Below are 24,817 nucleotides of genomic sequence, written 5' to 3'. Positions count from 1 at the left end.
GGTCAGCTCTCCGCCGGGTCGAGGTGTCCGGGGTGGACGGTGGTGCTCAGCAGGCGGCCGTGCGCGCCGAAGGTGAAGTGCGTCGGCCGCTCGCCGGTGGCGTCCAGTCCGAAGAGGACACCGTGCGAACGCAGGCGGCGGGCGTCGCGGTGGTCGGCGATCGTCACCGACGCGCACGGGATGACCTTCTCCCGCCAGGTGAAGACGTGGATGCCGGGCCGGACCGTGTAGACGGTGTTCTCGTCGGTGTCGGCGAGCCCGCGCTCGGGCCCGGCCAGGCACTGCCACGTGTACCAGTGCGGGCTGAGGTAGACGTGCTCGTAGGCGTGCTGCTCGCTGTAGACCCAGAGCACGCGCCGGCCGATCAGCGCCGTGCTCGGCGCCATCGCCTCCCCGCGGACCTCGATGCCGTCGATCGTGGCGGGCCGGAACTCCTGCGAGACGCGTGGGGTGCCGGCGTCGCCGATCGTCGTGGTGACGACGAGCGCCCGGCCGTCGCGCAGGTCCAGGAACAGCGACACCGCTTCGCGCGCGTCGCCCGGGTCGGGCTGGACGTAGTGAAGGCCGTCGTCGACGAGGAAGGTTTCGCCGGGGTCCGCCCCGGTCCGGGTGAAGACCGGCCCGCCGGCGTCGCGCAGGACGAACTCGCGGCCGTCGAGGTCGCCGGTCGCCGGGGCCTTGTTCGCGTCGAAGCCGGGGGCCAGTCCGTCGAGCGGCAGCCAGGTCGAGGTGTCGGAAAGCGTCGTCACCCTGGTCAGTCTCGGCCGGTGCCCGCCCCCGCGGAACCGCCCGTGCGGGCGTGGACAACAACGGTGCGCTCGACGCCAACCGCGCGGCGGCGCCCGCGGTGAGGATGAGCGCACGCGCCACCGCACCTGGAAGAGGTGCCGGGCATCCGCGTCACCTGCGTGTGCCCCGACTTCGGGATGCCGGCCCGCTCGGCGTTCCCCCGCCCGGAAAGGATCCACAGTGGACACCAAGGAGAGGGTCGTCGCCATCACCGGCGGCGGCACCGGCATCGGCGCGGCGGTCGCGCGGCGCTACTCGGCCGAGGGCGCGCGGGTCGTCGTGCTGGGACGGCGTCGCGAGCCACTGGAGAAGGTCGCCGCCGAGACCGGCGCGCACGTGATCGCTTGCGACGCGAGTGTGCGTGAGGACGCGGAGAACGCGGTCGCCGAGATCGACGGCCGGTACGGGCGGCTGGACGTCGTCGTCGCCAACGCGGGTGGCCACGGGTTCCGGTCGGTCGCCGACACCGGTGACGACGAGTGGGAACTGGCGCTGCGCTCGAACCTGTCGAGCGCGTTCGTCCTCTGCCGGGCCGCGCTGCCGTCGCTGGTCGGGACCGGCGGGCAGATCGTCGTCGTGTCGTCGCTGGCCGGGTTGTTCGCCGGGCCGAACGTCGCCGGGTACACGGTGGCCAAGCACGCGCTGATCGGCCTGACCCGCTCGATCGCCCGCGACTTCGGACCGAAGGGCGTCCGCGCGAACGCCGTCTGCCCGGGCTGGGTCCGCACCCCGATGGCCGACGGCGAGATGGACCAGTTCGCGGCGGCGGCCGGTTTCGAAGGTGGCCACGACGAGGGCTACCGGCGCGTGACGGCGGAGGTCCCGTTGCGCCGCCCGGCCGAGCCCGAAGAGATCGCGGCGGTGGTCCGGTTCCTGGGCTCGCCGGAGTCGTCATACATCACGGGCGCGGTCCTGGTCGCCGACGGCGGCGCCCACGCGGTGGACCTCCCCACCCTGGCCTTCGAGCGCGCCGGCATGTGACGACGCCTGGGGGCGTGCGGGTCACGCCCCCAGGTAGGCCGCGTGCAAGGTCGCGGGGGAGTCCAGCAACGCCTGCGCGTCGCCCGCGTACGTCACCCGGCCCGACGACACCACCAGCGCCTCTTGCGCGACGCCCAGTGCCAGGTGCGTGAACTGCTCCACCAGCAGGATCGCCGCCCCCTCGGCGGCGAACCGCGTCACCACCGGCAGCAGGCGCGTGAACACCACCGGCGCCAGGCCCAGCGACATCTCGTCGATGAGCAGGAACGCCGGACGCGCCGCGAACGCCCGCGCCAGCACCAGCATCTGCTGTTCGCCACCCGACAGCAGGGCCGCGGGCGAGTCGCGGCGCTTGGCCAGCTCGGGGAACAGCTCGAGCACGGCGTCGAGCCGGGACGCCGTGCGGGCGGTCAGGCGGAGGTTCTCCAGCACCGTGAGCCCGGGGAACACCGCCCGGCCCTGCTCGATGTGCGCGAGCCCGAGCCGCGCCCGCGCCACCCGCGAATGCCGGGTGATGTCGGCGTCGCCGAGGTGGACGCGGCCCGCCGACGGCGCCACGACCCCCGACACCGCCTCCAGAAGACTGGTCTTCCCGGCCCCGTTGGGCCCGACCAGTGCCGTGATCCGGCCGGGCTCCAGCGTGAACCCGACGTCGCGGATCACCGGGCCCGCGCCGCGCTTCACCGTCAGCCCGTCGACGCGCAACGCGTTCACAGCAGCTCCGTTTCGCCCATGTACGCCTTCAGGACCGCCGGGTCGGCCAGCACGTCGGCCTGCGGCCCGCTCGCCAGCACTTCGCCGAAGTCGAGCACCGTCAGCCGGTCGCACACCGACCGGACGAGGTCGAGGTCGTGTTCGATGAGCAGCACCGACACCCCGAACCGGGCCGGCACCTGCCGCAGCCGCCGCCCGAACGCCACGTGCTCCTCGTGCGGCAGCCCGGCCGCCGGCTCGTCGAGCAGCAGCACCCGCGGCCGGGCCAGGAGGTGGCCGACGACCTCGACGAGGCGCCGCGCGCCGGCGTCCACCCGGGACAGCGGCGTCCGCGCCGCCGGGCAGCCGAAGAACTCCAGCGCGTCGGCGACCTCGGCGTCGGAGAGCCGCCGGCGGGCGACGAACCGCACGTACGCCCCCACAGCGAGGCCAGGGGGGACGCGGTCCTGCTGGAACGTCCGCCGCAGCCCGGCGCGGGCCCGCCGGGTCGGCGAACCTGTGAGCGGGTGGCCGTCGAGCGTGACCGTGCCGGCCGCGCGCGGCAGGAACCCACTGATCACGTCGACCAAGGTGGACTTCCCGGCGCCGTTGGGCCCGATCACGCCGAGGATCCCGTGCTCCGGCACCAAAATGTCCACATCGGACAGTGCCTTGACGTGTCCGAAGGAGACGGTCAGGCCGCGGACCTCCAGCACCGGGTCGCCCGGCGGCAGCGGCGCGACCTCGTCGACGTCGGTGAGGCCGAGCCCGGCCGGCCCGCGAGACCGGTGCCGCAGGGCGCGGACGGCGGTGCCGAGGTTGCCGCGCCCGGCGAGCGCCTGGATGCCCAGGACACCGAAGATCACGAACCCCCAGTCCTGCGGCACGCCCCAGCGCTTCAGCAGCTCCGGCACGGCGACCCAGAGCAGCGCGCCGAACACCGCCATGTCGATGAGGTGTGCGCCGGACATGACGGCCAGCACGTACAGCGCGAGGGACTGGATCGCGGTGAAGCTGGCCGGGAAGGCGAGGCCGACCTGGCCGGTGAGCAGGCCGCCGCTGATCCCGCCGAGCGCGGCGCTGACCGCGAACGCCGTCAGCTTCGACGTCCGCACGCCGGCGCCGACCGCGGCGGTACCGCGCTCGGAGAACGCGACGAAGTGCCAGCTGCTGCCCCAGCGGCCGCGGCGCAGGTAGTGCACGAGCAGCCCGCAGGCGACCAGGACCAGCACCGCGAAGAGGAAGTACGACCGGTCGTCGGAGAACGCTTCCGGACGCTCGACCGAGAGCCCTTCCGTGGCGCCGGGGAACTGGATCTGCACCAGTGTCAGGTCGGCGGCCGCGGCGAGCCCGAGCGTGACGACGGCCAGGGTGATCCCGCGCAGCCGCAACGCCGGCAGCCCGACGAGCACCCCGGCCGCGGCGGCGGCCAGCCCGCCCAGGACCAGCCAGACGACGAACCCGCCGGGCACGCCCGCGACGTTGCACGCCGAGACGACGAACGCGCCCACCGCGCCGAAGGTGAGCTGGCACAGGGAAACCATCCCGGCGGTGCCGGTGACGACGCCGAGCCCGAGCAGGGCGATCGCCGCGACGACGGCGCTGACGCCGAGGTAGACGAAGTACCCGGCGAGCCCGGTACTCAGCGCGTAGCCGATGCCGACCGCCGCGGCCGCGACGAGCGGCGGCAGGAACCGCTCAGCGAGCCGCATCCCACACCTCCTTGCGCTGCGTCCAGAGCAGCACCGCGACGATGACCAGGAACGGGAGGAAGTACCGCAGCACCGACAGCCGGTCGGACTGGGCGACCGCGCCCTGCGCCATGCCGAGCACCAGCCCGCCGGCCACGGCCAGGTCGAGCCGCCGGAAGCCGCCGAGCAGAGCGGCCGCGGCCGCCGGGACCACGAGCATCGCCAGCGACGTCGGGTCGTTCGACTGCGACGGCGCGACGATCGAGACGGCCAGCGTGGCGATCACCCCGGTCGCCGTCCAGACGCCGACCGACAGCGGCCGGGCCGGGATGCCCAGCAGCTCCGCCGTGGTCGGGCGCTCGGACAGCGCGCGCAGCCGGACACCGAGCGTCGTGCGGGCCAGCACCACCCGGCAGCCGAGCGCCACCAGCACGGCCAGCGCGACGGTGACCACCGTGACCTGGCTGATCACGACGCCGCCGACGGTGAACGCGGGCCCGGCCAGCAGCGGGTGGAACGGCTGCGGCTTGTTCCCGAACAGGATGAACGCCAGCGAGATCAGCAGCAGGAGCACCGCGACGGTCACCGCCGAGCGCGTCCCGGTGTCCGCCTCGGCGAGCCACGTCGACACGATCCAGCCGAGGACCGCGCTCAGCGCACCGCCGAGCACGATCCCCGCCACCGTCGCCGTCCACTCGGGCAGTCCTGAGTGGACGGCGAGGAACACCGCGACGTAACAGCCGAACATCCCGGTGGCGGACTGCGCGAAGTTGACCACGCGGACCAGTCGCGACATCAGCGTCAGGCACACCGCGAGCACCGCGTAGAGGCCGCCGGCGGCGAGACCGGCCAGAGCGCCCTGCAGCATCGACGTCCTCCTACGGCTTCGGGATCCGGAGCCAGTCCTGCCCGGCCAGCTCCCACTTGTTCGTGCCGGAGGCCAGCTTGATCGGCCAGCCGGCGGTGTTGTCGTGGTGCGCCTGCGCCGGCCCGAACACGTACGGCGTCCCGACCATCGGGTCGCTGACCGGCCGCATCTCGCGCAGCGCCTGGGTCACGGTCTCGCGCGTGACGTCACCCTTGATCCCCTTCACCACGTCCAAGAAGTACTTGGCCGCCAGGTAGCCGCCTTGGCTGAACGACGTCAGCGGGATCTTGTTCTTCGTCATCAGGTCGCGCCACTCCTTGGTCTGCGGGCTGCCGGCGTCGGTGAAGGGGTAGAACTCGGCCGGCACGTACACCCCGGCGCCGGCGTTCGAGATCGCCTTCGCGTAGTTCTCGCTGTAGACGCTGGTCAGCAGCAGCCAGGTGACGTCGTTCCAGCCCTGCGCCTGCGCGGCCTTGAGCTGGCCGATCGAGTCGGGCTCGACCGGGTTGACGGTGATCGCCTTGCAGCCCGCGGCTCGCGCCTTGACGATGTAGGAGGTGTAGTCGGAGCTGCCGTAGGGGACGGTGGAGTCGACGTACTTCAGCTTCTTGCCGGTGATCTTCGTCCACTCGTCGATCGCGGCCCGGTACGCCGGGAGCGTGTTGCCCGCGATCTCCAGCAGCGCGCAGATGTTGTCGAGCTTCAACGTCTCCGAGCCGTACAGCAGGGTGAGCGTCATGTCGTGGAACGGCCCGACGTTGACCGGCGCGATGTTCGGGCTCGAGAAGCACGCCGGGTCGACGCCGATGCCCTGCACGGACAGGATCTTCTGCTGCTCGTAGTACTTCGCGTTGATCTCGCACTCGATCAGGCTCGACGACCCGACGAGCGCGACGGCGTCGTCGCCGCCGACCACTTCACGCGCGGCCGCCGCGGCCGCCGCCGGGTCGCCCTTGTCGTCGATCGCCTTGTACTCGATCTTGCGCCCGTTGACGCCGCCGGCCGCGTTGGCCGCGTCGAACACGGCCTTGGCCGCCTGCGAGGCCTCCGGGAAGGTGGCCGCGCCGCTGAGCGCGTTGACCGAGCCGACGACGATCGGGCCGTCCGCGCCGGTTCCGGACCCGGCGCAGCCCGCGGTGAGGAGGACGGCGGCCGCGAGGGCGGGGAAGATCTTTCTCATGACTGCTCCCGGGCCGCGGCCACGACGGGCGCGGAGTCGACGATCTGCTCGAAGGAGGTGACCGCGCCGCCGTCGAACCGCCACAGGTGCGCGACGCGGGCGATGAAGGATCGGCCGGTCCGGCGGTGGGTGCCGGTGTAGGTGCCGACGCCGACGACGGTGTCCCCGGCGTCGAGGAGGTCGGCGAGGGTGAAGCGGTAGCCGTCCCAGTCCCGTCCGATCGCTTCGAAGACGCGCTCGCGGACTTCGTCCGGGCCGGTGTACGTGCCGGCGTAGGGGAAGCCCGCGGCCTCCGTCCAAGTCGTCTCCGGGCCGAGCGGGGCGAGCATGCCGGGCAGGTCGCCCCGGTCGCCGGCGGCGTAGTGCGCGCGGATCACGTCCACAGTGGACACAGGTGGCTCCTTCAGACGGGCTGGGCGTCGGGGTAGCCGACCGAGCCCAGCGGGTAGATGTGCCCGCCGGCGCGGGAGTGCTCGGACCGGCCGTCGCCGGTGAGGCCGAGGAAGACGCCGGTGGTGCGCAGCGCGTAGCCGAGGTCGTGCAGCCACACGCTGGCCACGGCGATCCGGAACTCCCGGAAGCAGAACAGGTAGAGGCCGTCGGCGAACTTCCACACCGTCGAGAGGTCCATGTCGCCGTGGCCGCGCTGGACGCCTTCCAGGCACTGCCACGCGTAGCGCTCCGACGAGACGTAGACGTGCTCGTAGAGGTGCTCGGGGCTGTAGCGGTACAGGTTGCGCTTGCCGATGAGGTCGCGCGACGGGCCGGGCGCGGCGCCGGTGGGCGGGCCACCGTCGGTGACCCCGGACTGGAAGCTCTGGGAGACCCGGGGAACTCCTTCGACGTCTTCCGCGCCGATCACCGAGCGGACGGCGAGCGCGCGATGGGACGTCGTCGAGTACACGACGGTCAGCGCTTCGCCGTCGACGCTGGTGAGCGGCAGGTTCACGAAGAGGACGTCGTCGCGCACGGCGACCGCGTCGTACGGGTCCTCGACGCCGTTGCACACGACGTGCTCGGCGTCCTTGAAGCTCAGGTTGAGGACTTCGCCGTCGTCGAGGGTGATCGTGACGTCCCGGCCGGTGAGGTCGGCGTCGGGCAGGCGGTAGGTGGCGATCCCGGCGGCGAACTCGTCGTAGGTGCGCCAGCCGTCGGTGGGGGCTTCGGGCATGGCCTCATCGTCGGGCGGGCACCCCGTCCGGGCGAGCGGTCACGCGCTGCGGGGCAACTACCGGTCGCTGACGGTCAACTCGCGGCGCAGCTCGCTCGGCGCCCGGCCGAACGCGCTCTTGAACACCCGGCTGAAGTGCGCGGCGTCGACGAACCCCCAGCGCGCGGCGATCGCCGCGACCGGGCGGCCGGCGTGCACGGGGTCGAGCAGGTCGCGGCGGCAGTGCTCGAGCCGGCGCGTGCGGATCCAGCCGGCGACGGTGGTGCCCTGCTCCTGGAAGAGCCCGTGCAGGTGCCGCGTCGAGATGAAGTGCTCGGCGGCGATCCGCGCCGGGCCGAGGTCGGCCGAGGGCAGGTTCGCGTCGATGTGGGCGCGGATCCGGCGCATCAGCTCGTGGTGCGGGTCTTCGTTCGCCAGGTCCAGCTCGGTGGCGACGAGCGTGGACAGCAGGTCGACGGCGCTGTGCGCGAGCCGCGCGCCAGCCGGGCCGGCCAGCTGCTCGAGGTTGCCGCCGAGCTGGGCGAGGAAGGGGACGACGACGTTGCCGACGCCTTCCTTGCCCGACATGCGCACCGCGGTGAGCCGGCCGACGAGCTCGGCGGGCAGGTCGATCAGGCGCTGCGGGAACATCACGACGAGGGTCCGGAAGTCCTCTTCGAACACCAGCGAGTAGGGCCGGTGGGTGTCGTAGAGGGCGACGTCCCCGGGGCGCAGGACGGCTTGGCGGCCGTCCTGCACGAGGAGGCTGGTGCCGGCGAGGACGAGGCTCAGCTTGTAGTAGCGGCGGTCACCGCGCGCGATCAGCTCGGGCGTGCGCTCGACGACGTGGGGCGAGGCGGTGACTTCGGAGACCTGCACCTCGTCGGCGCCCGAGGAGCGGATCCGGCCGCGGAAGCCGTCCCCACCGGCAGTGACGTGCAAGGGGACGAACGACTGCGAAACCGCGGTGCGGAATTCGGTGAAGTCACGGGCGATGAGGGTCGTGGGGGCGGGCACGGGGTCACCTCGCTGCATTGAGAGGGGAGCAGTGTCGTATACGATAAGCGATACGATCTTCGCCGACAATGCTTGACGGCGGGAGGTGGCCGACGTGGGGTGAGTCGGCCGGGTGCCGCTGACCGGCGCACCGCGCGGCCGGATGGTTCGGGCCGCCGTGGGCGGCGAGATCCGCTGACCAGGGCTCCCGGAGGTTGGCCGGTCGTCTGCGCGGTGGGAACTTCCGCCGCCCGGGCACGGGGGTCGGCGAGTCACCAGCGCGACGGAACCCCCAACCTGTCCTGGCGCCCTCCCTCCCCGGCATGTGATCCTCGTGCGGGGAGGGGAGCGGGGATGGAGTCGTTCGGTACTCGGCTGCGCCGCCTTCGGCGCGCCGCGGAGCTGACCCAGGAGGCGCTCGCCGAGAAGTCCGGGCTCAGCGGCCAGGCCATCGGCGCGCTCGAACGGGGCGACCGCCGCTACCCGCACCGCGAAACCCTCGACCGGCTCGCCGACGCCCTCGGCCTCACCGGCGACGACCGCGCCGAGTTCGCCGCCGCGGCCGCGCGGCCCGGCAGTCCGGCGGGCGCCGCTGTCGTCCCGCGTGAACTGCCCGGCGGGGTCGCCGCGTTCACCGGTCGCGAAGCCGAGCTGGATCGCGTCCTGGGCCTGCTCGGCGAATCCCGTCAGGGCGGCGTGGTCGCCGTCGCCGGGATGGCGGGCGTCGGCAAGACCGCGCTCGCCCTCGAAGCCGGCCACCGGCTCGCCCGGCGCTTCCCCGACGGCTCGCTGCACCTCGACCTGCGCGGCCACGCCGCCGACCCGCCGGATCCCCTCGACCTGCTCGACCGGCTCATCCGGGAACTCGGGGGTGAGCCGCCGACGCCGTTGTCGCTCGATTCCGCGTCCGCCCGCTTCCGGACGCTGCTCGCCCCGAAGCGCGTCCTGCTCCTGCTCGACAACGCCCGCGACGCCGCCCACGTCGCGCCGCTGCTCCCCGGCGCCGGGGGCTCGGCGGCGATCGTCACCAGCCGCGTCGCGCTGACCGACCTGCCCCAAGCGCACCAGGTGCTGCTCAACGTCCTGCCCGAGGCCGACGCGCTGCGCCTGCTCGCGGCCGAGGTCGGCGCCGAGCGCGTCGCGGCCGAACCCACCGCGGCCCGCACGGTCGCGCGCCTGTGCGGCTACCTGCCGCTGGCCCTGCACCTGGTCGGCGCGCGGCTGGCGACGCGGCCACGCTGGCCCGTCGCCCACCTCGCGCACCGGCTCGACGACGAACGTCGCCGGCTCGACGAAACCGGCGTCCGGACCAGCTTCGCGCTCGCCGTCGGCGCGCTCGACGAGTCCGCGGCCCGCGCGTACCCGCTCCTGTCGCTGCTCGACGTCCCCGAGCTGTCGGTGCCCGTCGCGAGCCGACTGCTCGACGCGCCCGAGCGGGAGACGGAGGCGCTGCTGGAGCGGCTCACCGACGAGCACCTCCTGACCACGCCCGCCCCCGGGTGGTACCGGCTGCACGACCTGCTCCGGCTCTACGCCCGGGAGCAGGCACCGGCGGGCGAGCGGGCCGCGGCGATCACACGCGTCGTCGAGCTGTGCGCGGCGATGGCGTGGCAGAGCATGGCGCTCGTCTCGGCGGCTTCGCACCGCCACGACTGGGCGGCCGGACGGTGGGCGTCGGCCGGGCCGGCGTCCGCCGACGAGGTGTTCGCCTGGCTCGACCGGCACCAGGCGCACCTCGTCACGGTCGTCCGGCAGGCCGCCGCGACACCCGGGGTGCCGCCCGAGGCGATCGCCGCCGTCGGGCTCGGGCTGTACGAATACCACCGCGCGCGAGCCCGCTGGCGGGACGCGATCCAGGTCGACGAGGTGGCGTTGCAGCTGGTCGACGGCGTCGACCCGGTCGCCGCCGCGACGCTGCGCAACGACCTCGGGGTCGCCGAGGCCGAGCTCGCATCCGGCGGCGAAGCGGCCGGGTTCCGCCGGTCGCACGCCTTCCTCCGCCGCAGCCTCGCCGACTGGGAAGCGATCGGCGACGAGCGTCAGCTGGCGGGCACCCTCAACAACCTGTGCTTCGTGTACGGCCTCGGGGACGACGTCGACGAGGCCATCGTCTTCGGCGAACGGAGCCTGGCGCTCAACCGGTCGCTCGGGCTGCGGTACGTCGAGACGCTGAACCTGGTCAATCTCGCGGTGTTGTACGGGCGCCAGGGCGACCGCGCGCGCGAACTGGCGTACGCGAGCGAAGCGGTGGCCGTCGGCGAGGAAACCGGCGACGTGCGCGGGATGGCGTACGGCCGGATGCGGATCGGGATCGTGCACCGGGAGCTGGGCCGGTTCGACCTCGCGGTCGAGGAGCTGGGCCGGAGCGTGTACCTCTGGCGCGAGGCCGGGGTCCGGCTGTACGAGGCGCTGACGCTGGCCGAGCTGGGCCGCGCGCACCTGGGCCGGGGGGACCGCGGCCGGGCGCGCGAGGTGCTCACGGACGCGCTGGAGCTGCTGCGGGAGTACGGCGGTGAGGAGCGCGCGGCCGTGGTGCGAGCGGAGCTGGACCGGTTGTGACCACGGGCGTCACGTAGGGCCGGGCCCGATGCGCGGGGACGCAGCTGACCATGCCGCCGTGACGCGCGCAGACGAGGGTGACGGTGTCGCGGACCCGCTCCACGAGAACGACGTGCGTCCGCGCTTCCGCGGCCGCGGCGGGCACCGCGGTGAGCAGGGACGCCGCGACGAGCGCGGCGAGCAGGATCCTCCAGGCGGCTCTCACCGGTGCCCTTCTCATCGGGAGTGGCGGCAAAAGCCGATCTTGGCGCCGCGCGGCCGGGCGCGACAGCGACAACCTCTACGAACGACCTCCACAAACGGGCATCACCCGTGATCGGAGGGGCATCACCTGTGTTTGGAGGGGCATCTCGCGTGATTGGAGGGGCATCGCGGTGATGCCCGCTCAATCACGGGTGATGCCCGCTCAATCACGCGTGATGCCCGTGCAGTCACGCGGGAAGCCTGCTCGGACACGCGTGCTGCCTCTCCGCTCACGCCGGGAGGGGCGAGGTCAGGCGACGGTGTCCTCGGCCAGGCCGCGGAGCAGGGCCGCCAGGCCGTCGGGGGCCCGGCCGTGCAGCCGCGCGCTCGTCACGACCGGGGCCCCGGACTCGTAGCAGCGGCGGAAGCCGGCCTGGCCGAGCCGGCGCCACAGGTCGTGGTCCTCGCCCGTCGCCCGGGGCCCGAAGCCGCCCACCACGTCGAACGCGTCCGCCCGCACGCCCAGGTTCGCGCCGTACACCGAGCCGTGCCCCTCCGTCGTGCGCGCGCGGTCGAGGACGTCGTCGTACCGCGAAAGCGCCCGGGCCGACGTGCTGAACGGGTCCGACAGCTCCGCCGTCCCCGCGATCGCGTGGTATCCCTGGCGCGCCCGGGCCAGGTGCGCCCGCGCCCAGCCCGGCGTCACGCGCGAGTCGGCGTCCGTGCTCAAGAGCAACGTCCGCGCCGGCGCGGGGGAGCCGAGGGCCGCGCGGACCCGCGCCACGCCGAGGTCCCGCACCTCGCCGACCGTCCGGGCCGACCGGGCGACCACGACCACGCCGGGCACCTCGCCGAACGCCGCGCACGCCTCGGCCGCCGTCGCGTCACCGCAGCGGTCCGCGACGACGCAGACCGCGCGCGCGACTCCGGCGGGCAGCCGCCGCAGCGAGAGATCCAAGGCGCGTACGCACGCACCGACGAGCGAAGCTTCGTCCCGCGCTGGTACGACGACGCCGACCGCCGTGATCACCGGCGCCTCAGCACGTGCAGGAGGAACTGCTCGTCGGTGTGCTCGACCAAGGGCTCGAACGCGGGGTGCGCGAGCAGGCGCGCGTGCGCGTCCCGGCCGTCGCGGGGCGCTTCGGGCGCCCACGGGAGCCAGTGCACGGCCAGCAGGTGTCCACCCTCGCGCAGCGCCGCCGCCGACGCCTCGATCGTCGCGTCGAGCGCGTCATCGTCCAAGTAGTACAGGATCTCCCCGTACACCAGCAGGTCCACGGGCCCTTCCGGAATCGCGGACGGCACCGCTCCGATGTGGACGTCCACATCGGACAGATCCGCGACGGCCGCGCGGGTGCGCTCCACCGCCGCGGGCACCGGGTCGAACGCGATGACCCGGTCGGCGCGTGCCGCGAGGTCACGGGTCAGCGCGCCCACGCCGCACGCGGGCTCGACGACCGTGCCGTAGTGCTCGTCGGGCAGGCAGGCCAGCACCATCGCCCGCTTCCGCCGCTCGTACCACTTCGTCCCCACCGACCACGGGTCTTCCGCGGCGGCGTAGAGCGAGGCGAACCGGCTCACCGGCGCCGACGTCCGCGGCGGTTCGCGGAAGAACACCTCCGCATCGCCGGCGAAGTGCGCCAGGACCTCGTCCGGCAGGATCGGGTCCTCGCCCCGCGGGCCGGGCTTGAGCTGCGAGGTGAACGTGGCGATCGCGGCCGCCTTGGCGTCCTGCTCGGCTCTCGTGAGCCGCAGTGCGCGCGCCCGGGACCACGGGATGGCCGGGTCGTCGGGACGCAGCCGGTGCCAGAGCCAGATCGGGTACGACCAGCACTGCGCGGGCACCGGCGCCGCGGCGAGCGCGGCCCGGGCGGCCGCCCGGTGGTCGGGGTGCGGGTCGTCCGGCCAGGGCAGCAGGCACAGGTCGTGCCCGTCGGCGTGCCCGCGCAGGACTTCGGTCAGCTCGTCCTCGTGCGCGGCCAGCCCGGAGTCCGGCAGCCCGGCCCACACCGGCTCGACGGCGGAAAGCCCTTGCGCCCGCAGGGAATCCGCCAGCTCGCGCCGGCGGGTCCGGGCCAGCTCCCGGCGTTCCGCGGCGCCGGCGGCGGGAAAGGCCGCTTCGCCGTCGGTCGCCACGACGAGCGTCACCGCGGTGCCGGCCGCGTGCAGGCGCTGCAGGAGGCCGCTCGCCCCGAGCGTCTCGTCGTCGGGGTGCGCGGCGACGACGAGGGCACGTTCGAACGGTTCTTCCGGCCAGGCGGGCAGCGAACTCGCGGTCATGCCGCACCCAGAACGGTCCGGCCGAGGGCGGCGAGATCGCGCTCCGCGTGGTGCTGCCGGACGTAGACCGGCAGGTCGGCGACCCGCTGGGCGAAGCGCCGGTCCCGGCACGCCGGCGTCGGCCCGGTCACCTTCAGCGCGCGTTCGAGGACCTCGACGGCGGTACGTTCCACCGCCGCCCGGCAGGTGCCCGCGACGAGAGCGTCCACGTCTTCGGTGGCCGCGCCCGCGAGCACGGCTTCCGCGCAGCTCAGCGCGGTGTGCATCGCGCCGACGTGGGCGAGCTGGTGCTCGTCCGCGGTACCCCGGTCGCGCAGGTACGCGAGGACACCATCGAAGACACCGGCGGCGCCGCCCAGCCAGACGGCCGCGACGCCCGCCCCACCCCGGGCGAACCCGGGCCGGGCCACGTACCAGCCGGGCGGCCCGACGAGCGTGCCGGGCACGCGGTCGAAGACCACGTCACCGCTGTCGGAGGCGTCCATCCCGACGGCCTGCCACGCGTCCGGGTGCCGCCGGACGCGGGGATCGGCGAGGTCCACCTCGACCAGCCGGTCACCCGCCGCGACCAGCGCGCGTTCCAGCAGGGAGAGCCCGGAGCAGAACCGGACCGTCCCGGTGAGCGCGCCGTCCTCCAGGACCGCACCGGTGCCGCCGGACTTCGCGGCCCACACGCCGTAGAGCGCCCCCGCGGCGGGGGAGCGGCCCGCCTCGGCGAGGATCGCGACGGCGTCGGCGTGCCCCTCGGCGAGCCGGGCCAGCGCGAGGTCGCGGCGGCCGAACGCGGCCAGCGCCGCCCACCGGGCCGCGGTCCGCTCGCCCCCGGGCAGCGGCAGGTCGAGCTCACCCGCGGCGTGCAGCGAGCGCAGCTCGGCGCCGACCGACGCGCTCGTGCGCGGGGACGGCAGGGGTTTCGGCGGGGTCTCCGCCAGCAAGACGTTCACAAGATCGACGGGTACCCGCTTCACACCGGGTTACGCGTGTGTGAAGGCTCTCCCGGCCGGGCACCCCCGAAGGTATGACCAGAACCCGCGCGTACCGCGACGGCGTGCTGTACAAGGACGGCTTCCCGGTCGAGGAGGTGTCCGACTTCCTCGCCGAACCGGACACCGCCGTCTGGGTCGACCTCTGCGAACCGTCCGAGGCGGACCTGACGGATCTCGCCGGCGAGCTGGGCCTGCACCGGCTCGCCGTGGAAGACGCCGTCCAGGAGCACCAGCGGCCCAAGCTCGACCGCTACGACGGGCACGCCTTCCTGACCGCCTACGCCGTCCGTTTCGACCCCGCGAGCGGCCGCACGACGACCTACGAGCTCGCCGTGTTCATCACTCCGCGCGCACTGGTGACCGTCCGCAAGGACGACGGCTTCGACGTCGACGCCGTCACGCGCCGCTGGGACCTGGAGCCGGACCTGGCGAAGTCCGGTGTGCCGTTCCTCCTGCACGGCCTGCTCGACCACGTCGTCGACGGCCACTTCGACGCCGTCCAAGCGCTCGACGACCAGGTCGAGGAGCTGGAGGACCTGGTGTTCGACGACCGCCCGGACACCTCCGAGCTGCAACGCCGGTCGTTCGAGCTGCGCAAGAACCTGACCGTGGTGCGGCGGGTCGTGGGACCCGTGCCCGACGTCCTGGGCTCGTTGATGCGGCGGGACCTGCGGCTGGCCGACGACACGATGGGGCCGTACTTCGAGGACGTCCACGACCACGCGCGGCAGGCCGCCGAGCACACCGAGGCGTTGCGAGAACGCCTCGCGACGGTCCGGGAGACCCAGCTGAACCTGCAGAGCGACCGCCTGAACCTGATCATGAAGAAGGTCACCGGGTGGGCCGCGGTGATCGCGGTGCCCACCGCGGTGACCGGCTTCTACGGCCAGAACGTCGCCTACCCGGGCAACGGCACGACGTCCGGGTTCTGGGTCTCGACGGTCGTGATGGTCGTGCTTTCCATCGGGCTGTACGCGCTCTTCAAGAAGAGGGACTGGCTATGACCCCGGCACCGGGGCGCCGCGCCGGACCAGCTCCTGACCTCGCTCGTAGTCCTCGTCGGCTTCGTGGGTGAGGACGCCGACCGTTTTGCCGTCCTTTGCGTACCAGACGGTGAACCCGCCGTCGTCGTGCGGCCGCGGGTACGCGCGGTCGAAGCCGTCGCCCCACGCGGCGTACTGCAGCACCCGGTCGCCGATCACCGACCAGAACCCGGGCACCTCGTCCCACGCGGCGTCTTCGCCGGCCGCGGTCCGCCCGGCCACCTCGCCCATCGCCAGGCCCTCGCCCCAGTGCTCGACGGCCAGCGCGCGGCCGGCCGCCGGGTTGTGGGCGAGCGCGACGTCGCCCGCCGCGAGCACGCCGGGCGCGCTCGTGCGCAGGTGCTCGTCGGTGCGGATCCGGCCTTGTTCGATGGCGAGCCCGGCCGCTTCGGCCAGCTCGATCCGGGGCCGGACGCCGGTCGCGAGCACGACGAGGCCCGTGTCGAGGATCGGCACCAGGTCGGTGCGGACCCGGTAGCCGCCCTCGATCGACAGCAGCTTCGTGCCGCGAAGCACGCTCACGCCTTCGGATTTGAGCCAGTGCAGGAGGAATTCGCCGGCTTCCCGGCCGAGCCGTTTCTCCTGCGGGACGTCGTCGGGGCAGACGACGGTCACCTGGAGGCCGAGGCGGGAGAGGGAAACCGCGGCTTCGCAGCCGATGAACCCGGCGCCGGCGACGATCGCGCTGCGCACCCCGGACGCGGCCGCGCGCAGCGCGCGGGAGTCGGCGGCCGACCGGAGGGTCCGCACGTCCGGGTGGCGGGCGCCGGGGATTCCCGGCCGGACCGGCTCCGCGCCGGTGGCGAGTACGCAGGTGGTGAACCGGTGGACCGTGCCGGAGGCGGTGCGGACCCGGCCCTCGCCCAGCTCGGTGACCGGATCGCCGAGTGCGACGTCGATGTCGTGCGTCGCCGGCAAGTCGTGGTCCAGCACCGGGAGATCGGCCTCGCCACGCAAGAATTCCTTCGACAGCGGTGGGCGTTCGTAAGGCGGGTCGGTGTCCGCGGTGAGCAGGCGGACGGGACCCGCTCCGCCCGCTTCCCGGTAGGCGCGAGCCGCCGACACGCCGGCCGGTCCGCTGCCGACGACGACGAGACTGTGGGGGTTCATGCCGGGTGGGTACCCGCCCGGCGCGACGGCACACCCAGTCCACTGTGGAGCGTCCACTGTGGACCTCAAAAGGGCACGACGAAGCTCCGGCGCCGCGCCGGAGCGCACGTCACCGGTCCCCGGGACGGCGTTCAGCCGAACGGGTCAACGCGGCCGGATGGCCTGGGGGAAAAGGAAAGCTCGGGAGCACCGCCTGGGAAAGCACGCGCGGACACGGGTGCGGCTGGTTGCTCAACCGTTGCCGCTCAGCATAGTGCAGCTGCACTATGCTGAGCCATCCCGGTGGGCACACCGGGACGGCGCCGGGCGCCGACAAGCGAAGGAACGGGTGGCGGATGGGTGGGGCAATGGTCGAGGGGACGCGCCCGGGTGCCAAAGGCGCAGTCGCAGGCGTGGGCGAAGCGGGCGAGCAGGAGCTGCGCCGCCTGCTGGCCGGCCTGACCGCGGTCCGCGACGGCGACTTCGGCATCCGGCTGCCCGGCGGGGCCGACGGCCTGCTCGGCGAGATCGCCACCGTGTTCAACGGCATGGCCGACCAGCTGTCGCTGTTCACCTCCGAGGTCACCCGCGTCGCGCGGGAGGTCGGCAGCGAGGGGCAGCTCGGCGGGCAGGCGAAGGTCCCCGGCGTGTCCGGCACGTGGAAGGACCTCACCGACTCGGTGAACGCCATGGCCGGCAACCTCACCACCCAGGTCCGGGACATCGCCCAGGTGGCGACGGCCGTCGCGAAGGGCGACCTGTCGCAGAAGATCGACGTCGACGCCCGCGGCGAAATCCTCGAACTCAAGGACACCGTCAACACGATGGTGGACCAGCTGTCGTCGTTCGCGGACGAGGTCACCCGGGTGGCGCGCGAGGTGGGCAGCGAAGGCCGGCTCGGCGGCCAGGCGCAGGTACCCGGCGTCGGCGGCGTGTGGCGCGACCTCACCGACTCGGTGAACTTCATGGCCGGGAACCTGACCGACCAGGTCCGCAACGTCGCCCAGGTGACGACGGCGGTCGCGAAGGGCGACCTGTCGCAGAAGATCACCGTCGACGCCCGCGGCGAGATCCTGGAGCTCAAGAGCACGATCAACACGATGGTGGACCAGCTGTCGTCGTTCGCGGACGAGGTCACCCGCGTGGCGCGCGAGGTCGGCACGGAAGGCCGGCTCGGCGGGCAGGCCGACGTCAAGGGCGTCTCCGGCACCTGGCGCGACCTCACCGACTCGGTGAACTTCATGGCGGGCAACCTGACCGACCAGGTCCGCAACATCGCCCAGGTCGCCACCGCGGTGGCCAAGGGCGACCTGTCGCAGAAGATCAACGTGACCGCCCGCGGCGAGGTCCTGGAGCTCAAGGACACGCTGAACACGATGGTGGACCAGCTGTCCGCGTTCGCGGATGAGGTCACCCGCGTGGCCCGCGAGGTCGGCACTGAGGGCAGCCTCGGCGGCCAAGCCGACGTCAAGGGCGTCTCCGGGACGTGGAAGGACCTCACCGAGTCGGTCAACGTCATGGCCGACAACCTCACCGCGCAGGTCCGCTCGATCGCCCAGGTCACCACCGCCGTCGCGCGCGGTGACCTCTCGCAGAAGATCCGGGTCGACGCCCGCGGCGAGATCCTCGAGCTGAAGGACACCATCAACACGATGGTGGACCAACTGTCCGCGTTCGCGGACGAGGTCACCCGCGTGGCCCGCGAGGTCGGCACCGAGGGCAACCTGGGCGGCCAGGCGACCGTCCGCGGCGTGTCCGGGACCTGGAAGAACCTCACCGACAACGTCAACGTCATGGCGTCCAACCTGACCGGCCAGGTCCGGTCGATCGCGCAGGTCGCCACGGCGGTCGCGCGCGGCGACCTGTCCGGCAAGATCACCGTCGAGGCCAAGGGCGAGGTCGCGGCGCTCGCCGACGTCATCAACACGATGGTCGACACGCTGTCGGCGTTCGCGGACGAGGTCACCCGCGTGGCGCGCGAGGTGGGCACCGAGGGCATGCTCGGCGGCCAGGCACGCGTGCCGAACGTCGCGGGCACGTGGAAGGACCTCACCGACAACGTCAACTCGATGGCGAACAACCTCACCGGGCAGGTCCGCAACATCGCCCAGGTGACCACCGCCGTCGCGCAGGGCGACCTGACCCGCAAGATCGACGTCGACGCGCGCGGCGAGATCCTGGAGCTCAAGACGACGATCAACACGATGGTCGACCAGCTCTCGGCGTTCGCCGCGGAGGTCACGCGCGTGGCGCGCGAAGTCGGCAGCGAAGGCCGCCTCGGCGGCCAGGCCGAGGTCGAGGGCGTGTCCGGCACCTGGAAGCGGCTGACCGAGAACGTCAACGAGCTGGCCGGGAACCTCACCCGCCAGGTCCGGGCGATCGCCGAGGTCACCAGCGCGGTCGCCGAGGGCGACCTGACCCGCTCGATCACCGTGGACGCCTCCGGCGAGGTCGCCGAGCTGAAGGACAACATCAACTCGATGGTCGAGTCGCTGCGCGAGACCACGCGGGCGAACCAGGAGCAGGACTGGCTCAAGTCCAACCTGGCCACCATCACCGGGCTGATGCAGGGCCGCCGCGACCTCGCGGTCGTCGCGGCCGCGGTGATGGACGAGCTCGTCCCGCTGGTCAACGCCCAGTTCGGCGCGTTCTACCTGGCCGACGACACCGCCGAGGTCCCCGAGCTGCGGCTGGTCGGCGCGTACGGCCACCCCGACGGCGAGGGCCCGGTGGTGCGCTTCCGGATCGGCCAGTCCCTCGTCGGGCAGGCCGCGCGCAGCCGCCGTCCGATCGCGGTCGACGACGTCCCGCCCGGCTACGCGACGATCTCGTCGGGGCTCGGCAGCACCGTGCCGGCCAGCCTGATCGTGCTGCCGATCGTCGTCGAAGACCAGGTCCTCGGCGTGCTGGAGCTGGCGTCGGTGCACGGCTTCACCGCGGTGCACCGGGCGTTCCTCGAGCTGCTGATGGAGCAGATCGGCGTCAACGTCAACAGCATCGTCGCCAACGCCCGCACCGACGAGCTGCTCGGCGAGTCGCAGCGGCTGACCGCCGAGCTGCAGACCCGGTCCGAGGAGCTGCAGGCGCGCCAGGAGGAGCTCCAGTCGTCCAACGCGGAGCTGGAGGAGAAGGCGGCCCTGCTCGTCACGCAGAACCGCGACATCGAGACGAAGAACCTCGAGATCGAGCAGGCGCGCCAGGAGCTGGAGGCGCGCGCCCAGCAGCTGACGATCGCGTCGAAGTACAAGTCCGAGTTCCTGGCCAACATGAGCCACGAGCTGCGGACCCCGCTCAACAGCCTGCTGATCCTCGCCCAGCTGCTCGCGCAGAACCCGACCCGCAACCTCACCGCGAAGCAGGTCGAGTACGCGGGCATCATCCACTCCGCGGGCTCGGACCTGCTGCAGCTGATCAACGACATCCTCGACCTGTCGAAGGTCGAAGCCGGGAAGATGGACGTCACGCCGGAGCAGGTGTCGCTGCGCGGCCTGCTGGACTACGTGGAAGCGACGTTCCGGCCGATGACGTCGCAGCGCAACCTCGAGTTCCGGATCACCGTCGCCCCCGGCTCGCCCGTCGAGCTGCTCACCGACGACTCCCGGCTGCGGCAGGTGCTGCGCAACCTGCTGTCCAACGCGGTCAAGTTCACCGAGGTCGGCGGGATCGAGCTGCACATCGAGCCGGTGGAGCCGGACAAGCTGCCCCGGCCGCTGCGCGCGCACGGCCCCGCCGTGGCGTTCCGGGTCACCGACACCGGCATCGGCATCGCCGAGCACCAGCTGGAGTCGATCTTCGGCGCGTTCCAGCAGGCCGACGGCACCACCAGCCGCAAGTACGGCGGCACCGGGCTGGGGCTGTCGATCAGCCGCGAGATCGCCCAGCTGCTCGGCGGCTTCATCACCGCCGAGAGCACGCTCGGCGAGGGCAGCTCGTTCACGTTCTCCCTGCCGGTCGCGCGGCCGGACTTCGCGACGCTGCCCGCGGGCGAGCACCCCGGCACGGCGCTCGCGATCGGCGACGCCGGTGCCGCGCTGACGGCCTCGGTGCCGCGCGCCCACCGGCGGCTGCTGGTCGTGGAGGAGCGTCAGCACGGGCTGCTGACGCTCGTCGCCGAGAGCGCCGCGGCCGACCTGGCCGACAGCCGCGACATCGGGATCTCGCCGGCCGAGGTCGAGGTCGTGACGGCGGTCGGCACGCAGGAGGCGGCGGCCGCGCTCGCCACCGACGCCTACCACTGTGTCGTGCTGGACCTGGACCTGCCGGAGCGCACCGCGTTCGGGTTCCTCGACGCGATGCAGGGCGACAGCGCGCTGCGGATGGTGCCGGTGCTCGCGCACAACAGCCGACGGCTCGACGGCGAGCTGGAGCAGCTGGTCCAGTCCCGCGCGGACGTCCAGTCGCTGGAGGTGCTCTCCGGTCTCGACGAGCTGCGCGAGCGGATCGCCCTGCACCTGTCGGCGGAGGAGCCCGGTGCGGTGCTGCCGCTGGTCCGCCAGGACGAGCCGGCCGCGCAGGTGCCGGCGGCCGACGTCGACACGACGCTGGCCGGGCGCACCGTGCTCATCGTCGACGACGACCCGCGCAACGTCTTCGCGCTGACCGGGATCCTGGAGCTGCACGGCATGCAGGTGCTGCACGCCGAGGACGGCCGCAAGGGCGTCGAGACCGTCGCCGCGCACCCCGGCATCGACCTGATCCTGATGGACGTGATGATGCCGGAGATGGACGGCTACACCGCCACGGCGAAGATCCGCGCGATGCCCGAGCACGCCGGTATCCCGATCATCGCCGTGACGGCGAAGGCGATGCCCGGCGACCGCGAGAAGAGCCTCGCTTCGGGCGCCACCGACTACGTGACCAAGCCGGTGGACGCGGACGACCTCGTCGCCCGCATCAAGCGGCACGTGACCGCGTGATCGGAGACGAACGGCCGCTCGTCGACGAGCAGGTCGTCCCGGCGCCGGCCGCACAGGTGTCCGCCAACCTCGCCCGGCTCGCCGACACCGTCGCCCGGCTGCGCGGCGAGGTCGATCACGCCCACGCCGTCGCCGACGGCCGCGCGCTGATCGAGCTGGCCAAGGGCGTCCTGATGGAACGCCTGCACTGCACGCCCGCCGATGCCGCCCGGCAGCTGGAGACGCTGGCGGAGCGAGCCGGGCTGACGCCGCTGGAGTTCGCCGCGGACGTCGTCGGCGAAGCGGCCGAAGACCGGATCACCGAGGTGACGCAGGAGTTCCTGGCCCGCGCCGAAGGCGAGGAGTCGGTCGCGGTGCGCCTGCGCACCGCCGAAAGCGGCGTGCTCGCGGCCGGGGACACCCAGCGCGTCGCGGAGTCCATCCTGGAGCACGCGCTGCGGCCGCTGGGCGCCACGGCGGTCGCGGTGTGGCTCGCCGGTCCGGACGGGTCGCTGACGCTCGCCGGGTCGGCCGGGTTCTCGGCCGAGGAGGCGGCGCGCTGGCGCTACGTCCCGCCGGGCGTCGCGACGCCGGCCCGCAACGCGCTGCTCGGGCGCGACACGGTCTGGTACCCGACGCTGTCCGGCGGCGGGCTGCCGTCGATCGGGCAGCACACCCTGGCCGAGGGCGGCCGCGTCGCGGTGCCCACCGGCACCGGCGGCCGGATCATCGGCGTCGTCGAGATGTGCTGGCCGGACGCGCTGCCCGCCGAGCCCGGGCGCCAGCGCAAGCAGCTCGAGGCACTGGCGGAGCTGTGCGCGCACACCCTCGACACCTGGGACGGCGTGGTCGCCCCGGTGGCCGCCGACGGTTCGGGGGACTTCCTCGGCGAGCTGGTGGACTTCGTCGACGGGCTGCACGACCCGGCCGTGCTGCTGTCGCCGTGCCTCGACGGCGGCCGGCTGACCGACTTCCGCATCCACCACGCCAACGTCCGGTTCACCGACCCCGGCGGGCGGCCGCGCAGCCGGCTCGTCGGGACGCGGCTGCTGGAGACCTACCCGCTCGCCGCCGAGGAGAGCGGGCTGCTGGACAAGATCCAGCGGGTCTACGCCACCGGCGAGCCGTTCCGCGCCGACAGCATGGCGGTGACCACGCTCGTCGACCAGGTGCCGCTGACCGTCCTCACCGACATCAGCGTGACGCGGTTCGCCGGCAACGTGCTGCTCATCCTGCGCATCCAGGACGACGCGGCGAAGCTCGCCGTGCTGCTGCAGCACGCCCAGCGGCTCGGCCGCATCGGCGGCTTCGAAGAGAACGTGGTGACCGGGGCGATCACCTGGAACACCGAGCTGTTCGCGTTGTACGGCCTGCCGCCGACCGCGACGCCGCTGTCGCTGAACGAGCTGGCCGCGCACGCCCACTCCGACGACGCGCAGGCGATCGGCCGGTTCCTGCGCGCGGTGATGCACCACCGGCGCCCGTCGTCGACGGCGTTCCGCCTGCAGCGCTCCGACGGCGTCGCCCGGCACATCCGGGTGGTCGCCGAGCCGGTCGTGGACGCCCGGGGCGAGCTCGTCGCGGTCCGCGGGGCCTACCAGGACGTGTCGTCGCAGCACTGGACCGAGGTGGCGCTGGCCGCGACGCGGGACAGGCTGGCCGAGACCGAGCAGGAGGCGATCGAGCGCAACCGGCTCGCGCTGCAGCTGCAGCACGCGATCATGCCGCCGGCCAAGGGCCCGATCGACATGCCGGGCCTGCGCGCCGCGGTCCGCTACCGGCCGGCCGAGAAGGAGCACCTGGTCGGCGGCGACTGGTACGACGCGGTCGCGTTGCCGACCGGCGAGGTGCTGCTGTGCGTCGGCGACGTCGCCGGGCACGGCATCGACGCGGCCACCGGGATGGTCAGCCTGCGCAACGCCCTGCGCGGCCTGGCGGCGACCGGCGCCGGGCCGGCCCAGCTGCTCACGTGGCTGAACCTGGTGGCCTACCACCTGACCGACCACGTGACGGCGACGGCGGTCGCGGCGGTCTACGACCCGGCGACCCGCAAGCTCCGCTGGGCGCGCGCGGGGCACCTGCCGCCGATCGTCCGCCACCGCGGCGGCGACGCGACGACGTTGCCGCTGCTGCGCGGTCCACTGCTGGGCGCGGTCCGGGACGTGACGTACCAGGAAGAAGAGCTCCAGCTCGACGAGGGCGACATCCTGCTGATCTACACCGACGGGCTGGTCGAGCGCCGCGACCGCCCGGTCCAGGAGACGGTGTCGCGCCTGGTGACGTTGGTGAAGGGCCACGACGGCGGGCTGGAGAACCAGCTGGACACCCTGCTGACGTACAGCACGGCCGACACCGACGACGACACGTGCGTGGTGGGGATCGAGGTCACCGGGGGACGGTGAACCGCCGCGCTTCGGACGGCGGCGGATTCCCGCCGCCGAAGATCTCCGCCAAGATCTCGGCACCGCGCACCACCCGCGGGCCCGGGCGGTTGAAGTACGCCGGGCCGTCGAGCACCCAGACCTGCCCGGCGCGCACGGCAGGCAGGTCCGCCCAGCCGGGCCGGTCCGCGAGCGACGGCGCCTCGGCGAGCGTGCGGCCGGGCGCGAACCCGCACGGCATGAGCAGGAGCACGTCGGGCCGGGCCTCGACGACGGCGTCCCACGGCACCGGCCGGGTGTGCTCGCCGGTCGAAGCCAGCAGCGGTTCGCCGCCCGCCGAGGCGATCTGCTCGGGCACCCAGTGGCCGGCGGGCCAGACCGGGTCCAGCCACTCCAGTGCGACGACCCGCGGCCGCGTGCCGGGGCGGGGCAGCGCGTCCAGGCGCGTGCGCAGGGTGGCGATCTCGGCCGCCGCGTGGTCCGGCACCCCGAGCACGTCGCCGACCTGGCGGAGGCAGTCGAGGACACCGTCGAGGGTGGCCGGTTCCAGGCTCACGACCAGCGGTCCGGTGTCGAGGGTGCGCACCGCTTCGGACACCTGGCGGTAGGACACGGCGCAGACCTCGCACAGGTCCTGGGTGAACACGACGTCGGGAGCGAGGCCGGCGAGCCGCGCGCTGTCGAGCGTGTAGAGCCCGGACCCGCGATGGGTGGCTGCGGAGATCTCCCGGCTGGACAGCGCGTCGGGATCGAACTCCGCCCGCGTGACCACCGGGACGTGCTCGACGCGCCCCGGCGGCCAGTCGCACTCGTGCGTCCGGCCGACGAGGCCGGGCAACTCGCCCAGCACCGCGACCAGGTCGGTCGCCGCGGGCAGCAGGGAGACGATCCGCATCGGCCCACGGTAACCGCCCGGCCGTGTCGACCCCTGAATCACGCGTGATGCCCCTTCAGTCACACGTGATGCCTCCCCAATCACAGGTAATGCCCGACCGAACCGGGCATCAGCCGTGATCAGAGGGTCAGCACGCGTGATTGAAGGGTCGACACGGC

At 73.3% G+C, this 24,817-nt stretch carries 18 protein-coding genes; 5 read left to right on the top strand and 13 right to left on the bottom strand.

The features are described from left to right. Nucleotides 1-2: 2 nt before the first annotated feature. Nucleotides 3-749 carry a MoaF C-terminal domain-containing protein gene (locus ABZ342_RS17985; protein WP_360474090.1) on the bottom strand — a complete coding sequence of 249 codons (747 nt, stop codon included), beginning with the start codon at nucleotides 747-749 and terminating at the stop codon, nucleotides 3-5. A gap of 220 nt (nucleotides 750-969) precedes the next feature. Between ABZ342_RS17985 and ABZ342_RS17980 the strand changes: the two genes are divergently transcribed. Beyond that, the gene (locus ABZ342_RS17980; protein ID WP_360474088.1) at nucleotides 970-1,770 is read left to right on the top strand and encodes an SDR family oxidoreductase; all 801 of its coding nucleotides are present in this window, start codon (nucleotides 970-972) and stop codon (nucleotides 1,768-1,770) included. 21 nt (nucleotides 1,771-1,791) lie between these two features. Here ABZ342_RS17980 and ABZ342_RS17975 read toward each other — a convergent pair whose 3' ends face one another. The 7 genes from ABZ342_RS17975 to ABZ342_RS17945 are packed head-to-tail and all read right to left on the bottom strand — an operon-like array spanning nucleotide 1,792 to nucleotide 8,369. Beyond that, nucleotides 1,792-2,484, bottom strand: a complete 693-nt coding sequence (locus ABZ342_RS17975) for an ATP-binding cassette domain-containing protein (protein ID WP_360474086.1) — start codon at nucleotides 2,482-2,484, stop codon at nucleotides 1,792-1,794. Further along, nucleotides 2,481-4,175, bottom strand: a complete 1,695-nt coding sequence (locus ABZ342_RS17970) for an ATP-binding cassette domain-containing protein (protein WP_360474084.1) — start codon at nucleotides 4,173-4,175, stop codon at nucleotides 2,481-2,483. The genes ABZ342_RS17975 and ABZ342_RS17970 overlap by 4 nt, the downstream gene beginning before the upstream one ends. Continuing rightward, nucleotides 4,162-5,022, bottom strand: a complete 861-nt coding sequence (locus ABZ342_RS17965; protein ID WP_360474082.1) for a branched-chain amino acid ABC transporter permease — start codon at nucleotides 5,020-5,022, stop codon at nucleotides 4,162-4,164. Before ABZ342_RS17965 ends, ABZ342_RS17970 begins: the two co-directional genes overlap by 14 nt. Before the next feature lie 10 nt (nucleotides 5,023-5,032). After that, the gene (locus ABZ342_RS17960; protein WP_360474080.1) at nucleotides 5,033-6,202 is read right to left on the bottom strand and encodes an ABC transporter substrate-binding protein; all 1,170 of its coding nucleotides are present in this window, start codon (nucleotides 6,200-6,202) and stop codon (nucleotides 5,033-5,035) included. Then, complete coding sequence (locus ABZ342_RS17955; protein WP_360474078.1) at nucleotides 6,199-6,594, bottom strand: nuclear transport factor 2 family protein; 396 nt, start codon at nucleotides 6,592-6,594, stop codon at nucleotides 6,199-6,201. The genes ABZ342_RS17960 and ABZ342_RS17955 overlap by 4 nt, the downstream gene beginning before the upstream one ends. An 11-nt stretch (nucleotides 6,595-6,605) precedes the next feature. After that, nucleotides 6,606-7,373 (bottom strand): MoaF C-terminal domain-containing protein, encoded by a 768-nt coding sequence (locus ABZ342_RS17950; RefSeq protein ID WP_360474076.1) that lies wholly within the window; start codon nucleotides 7,371-7,373, stop codon nucleotides 6,606-6,608. A 57-nt stretch (nucleotides 7,374-7,430) separates the two neighbouring features. Next, on the bottom strand, nucleotides 7,431-8,369 hold the full coding sequence (locus ABZ342_RS17945; protein WP_360474074.1) for a helix-turn-helix domain-containing protein: 939 nt from the start codon (nucleotides 8,367-8,369) through the stop codon (nucleotides 7,431-7,433). Between the two features lie 333 nt (nucleotides 8,370-8,702). Between ABZ342_RS17945 and ABZ342_RS17940 the strand changes: the two genes are divergently transcribed. Beyond that, nucleotides 8,703-10,907: a helix-turn-helix domain-containing protein gene (locus ABZ342_RS17940; RefSeq protein WP_360474072.1), complete on the top strand. Its 2,205-nt coding sequence runs from the start codon at nucleotides 8,703-8,705 to the stop codon at nucleotides 10,905-10,907. A 493-nt stretch (nucleotides 10,908-11,400) separates the two neighbouring features. Here ABZ342_RS17940 and ABZ342_RS17935 read toward each other — a convergent pair whose 3' ends face one another. Genes ABZ342_RS17935 through ABZ342_RS17925 form a run of 3 tightly spaced genes read right to left on the bottom strand, consistent with a single transcriptional unit; the run spans nucleotide 11,401 to nucleotide 14,314 of the window. Then, the gene (locus tag ABZ342_RS17935; RefSeq protein WP_360474070.1) at nucleotides 11,401-12,120 is read right to left on the bottom strand and encodes a glycosyltransferase; all 720 of its coding nucleotides are present in this window, start codon (nucleotides 12,118-12,120) and stop codon (nucleotides 11,401-11,403) included. Further along, nucleotides 12,117-13,370 (bottom strand): bifunctional PIG-L family deacetylase/class I SAM-dependent methyltransferase, encoded by a 1,254-nt coding sequence (locus ABZ342_RS17930; RefSeq protein ID WP_360474068.1) that lies wholly within the window; start codon nucleotides 13,368-13,370, stop codon nucleotides 12,117-12,119. Before ABZ342_RS17930 ends, ABZ342_RS17935 begins: the two co-directional genes overlap by 4 nt. Continuing rightward, nucleotides 13,367-14,314 carry an acyl-CoA dehydrogenase family protein gene (locus ABZ342_RS17925; RefSeq protein WP_360474066.1) on the bottom strand — a complete coding sequence of 316 codons (948 nt, stop codon included), beginning with the start codon at nucleotides 14,312-14,314 and terminating at the stop codon, nucleotides 13,367-13,369. The genes ABZ342_RS17930 and ABZ342_RS17925 overlap by 4 nt, the downstream gene beginning before the upstream one ends. Before the next feature lie 74 nt (nucleotides 14,315-14,388). Between ABZ342_RS17925 and ABZ342_RS17920 the strand changes: the two genes are divergently transcribed. Next, nucleotides 14,389-15,360 (top strand): magnesium transporter CorA family protein, encoded by a 972-nt coding sequence (locus tag ABZ342_RS17920; RefSeq protein ID WP_360474064.1) that lies wholly within the window; start codon nucleotides 14,389-14,391, stop codon nucleotides 15,358-15,360. On the opposite strand, the gene ABZ342_RS17915 is transcribed toward ABZ342_RS17920, so the two are convergent. Continuing rightward, a complete protein-coding gene (locus ABZ342_RS17915) occupies nucleotides 15,355-16,509 on the bottom strand; it encodes an FAD-dependent oxidoreductase (RefSeq protein WP_360474062.1) in 1,155 nt (384 codons plus the stop codon). The genes ABZ342_RS17920 and ABZ342_RS17915 overlap by 6 nt on opposite strands. Before the next feature lie 347 nt (nucleotides 16,510-16,856). On the opposite strand from ABZ342_RS17915, the gene ABZ342_RS17910 reads away from it, so the two are divergent. Both ABZ342_RS17910 and ABZ342_RS17905 read left to right on the top strand, forming a co-directional pair. Beyond that, on the top strand, nucleotides 16,857-21,404 hold the full coding sequence (locus ABZ342_RS17910) for a HAMP domain-containing protein (protein WP_360474060.1): 4,548 nt from the start codon (nucleotides 16,857-16,859) through the stop codon (nucleotides 21,402-21,404). After that, nucleotides 21,401-23,785 carry a SpoIIE family protein phosphatase gene (locus ABZ342_RS17905; protein ID WP_360474058.1) on the top strand — a complete coding sequence of 795 codons (2,385 nt, stop codon included), beginning with the start codon at nucleotides 21,401-21,403 and terminating at the stop codon, nucleotides 23,783-23,785. Before ABZ342_RS17910 ends, ABZ342_RS17905 begins: the two co-directional genes overlap by 4 nt. Here the strand turns inward: ABZ342_RS17905 and ABZ342_RS17900 are convergent. Continuing rightward, nucleotides 23,769-24,659, bottom strand: coding sequence for a cobalamin-binding protein (locus ABZ342_RS17900; protein ID WP_360474056.1), 891 nt, complete (start codon nucleotides 24,657-24,659; stop codon nucleotides 23,769-23,771). The genes ABZ342_RS17905 and ABZ342_RS17900 overlap by 17 nt on opposite strands. Nucleotides 24,660-24,817 lie beyond the last annotated feature (158 nt).

It is taken from the genome of Amycolatopsis sp. NPDC005961 (genome assembly GCF_040629235.1).
Taxonomy (GTDB): Bacteria; Actinomycetota; Actinomycetes; order Mycobacteriales; family Pseudonocardiaceae; genus Amycolatopsis; species Amycolatopsis camponoti.
The sequence above is the reverse complement of the archived record's forward strand: the minus strand, read 5'-3'. Positions and strand labels throughout refer to the sequence as shown.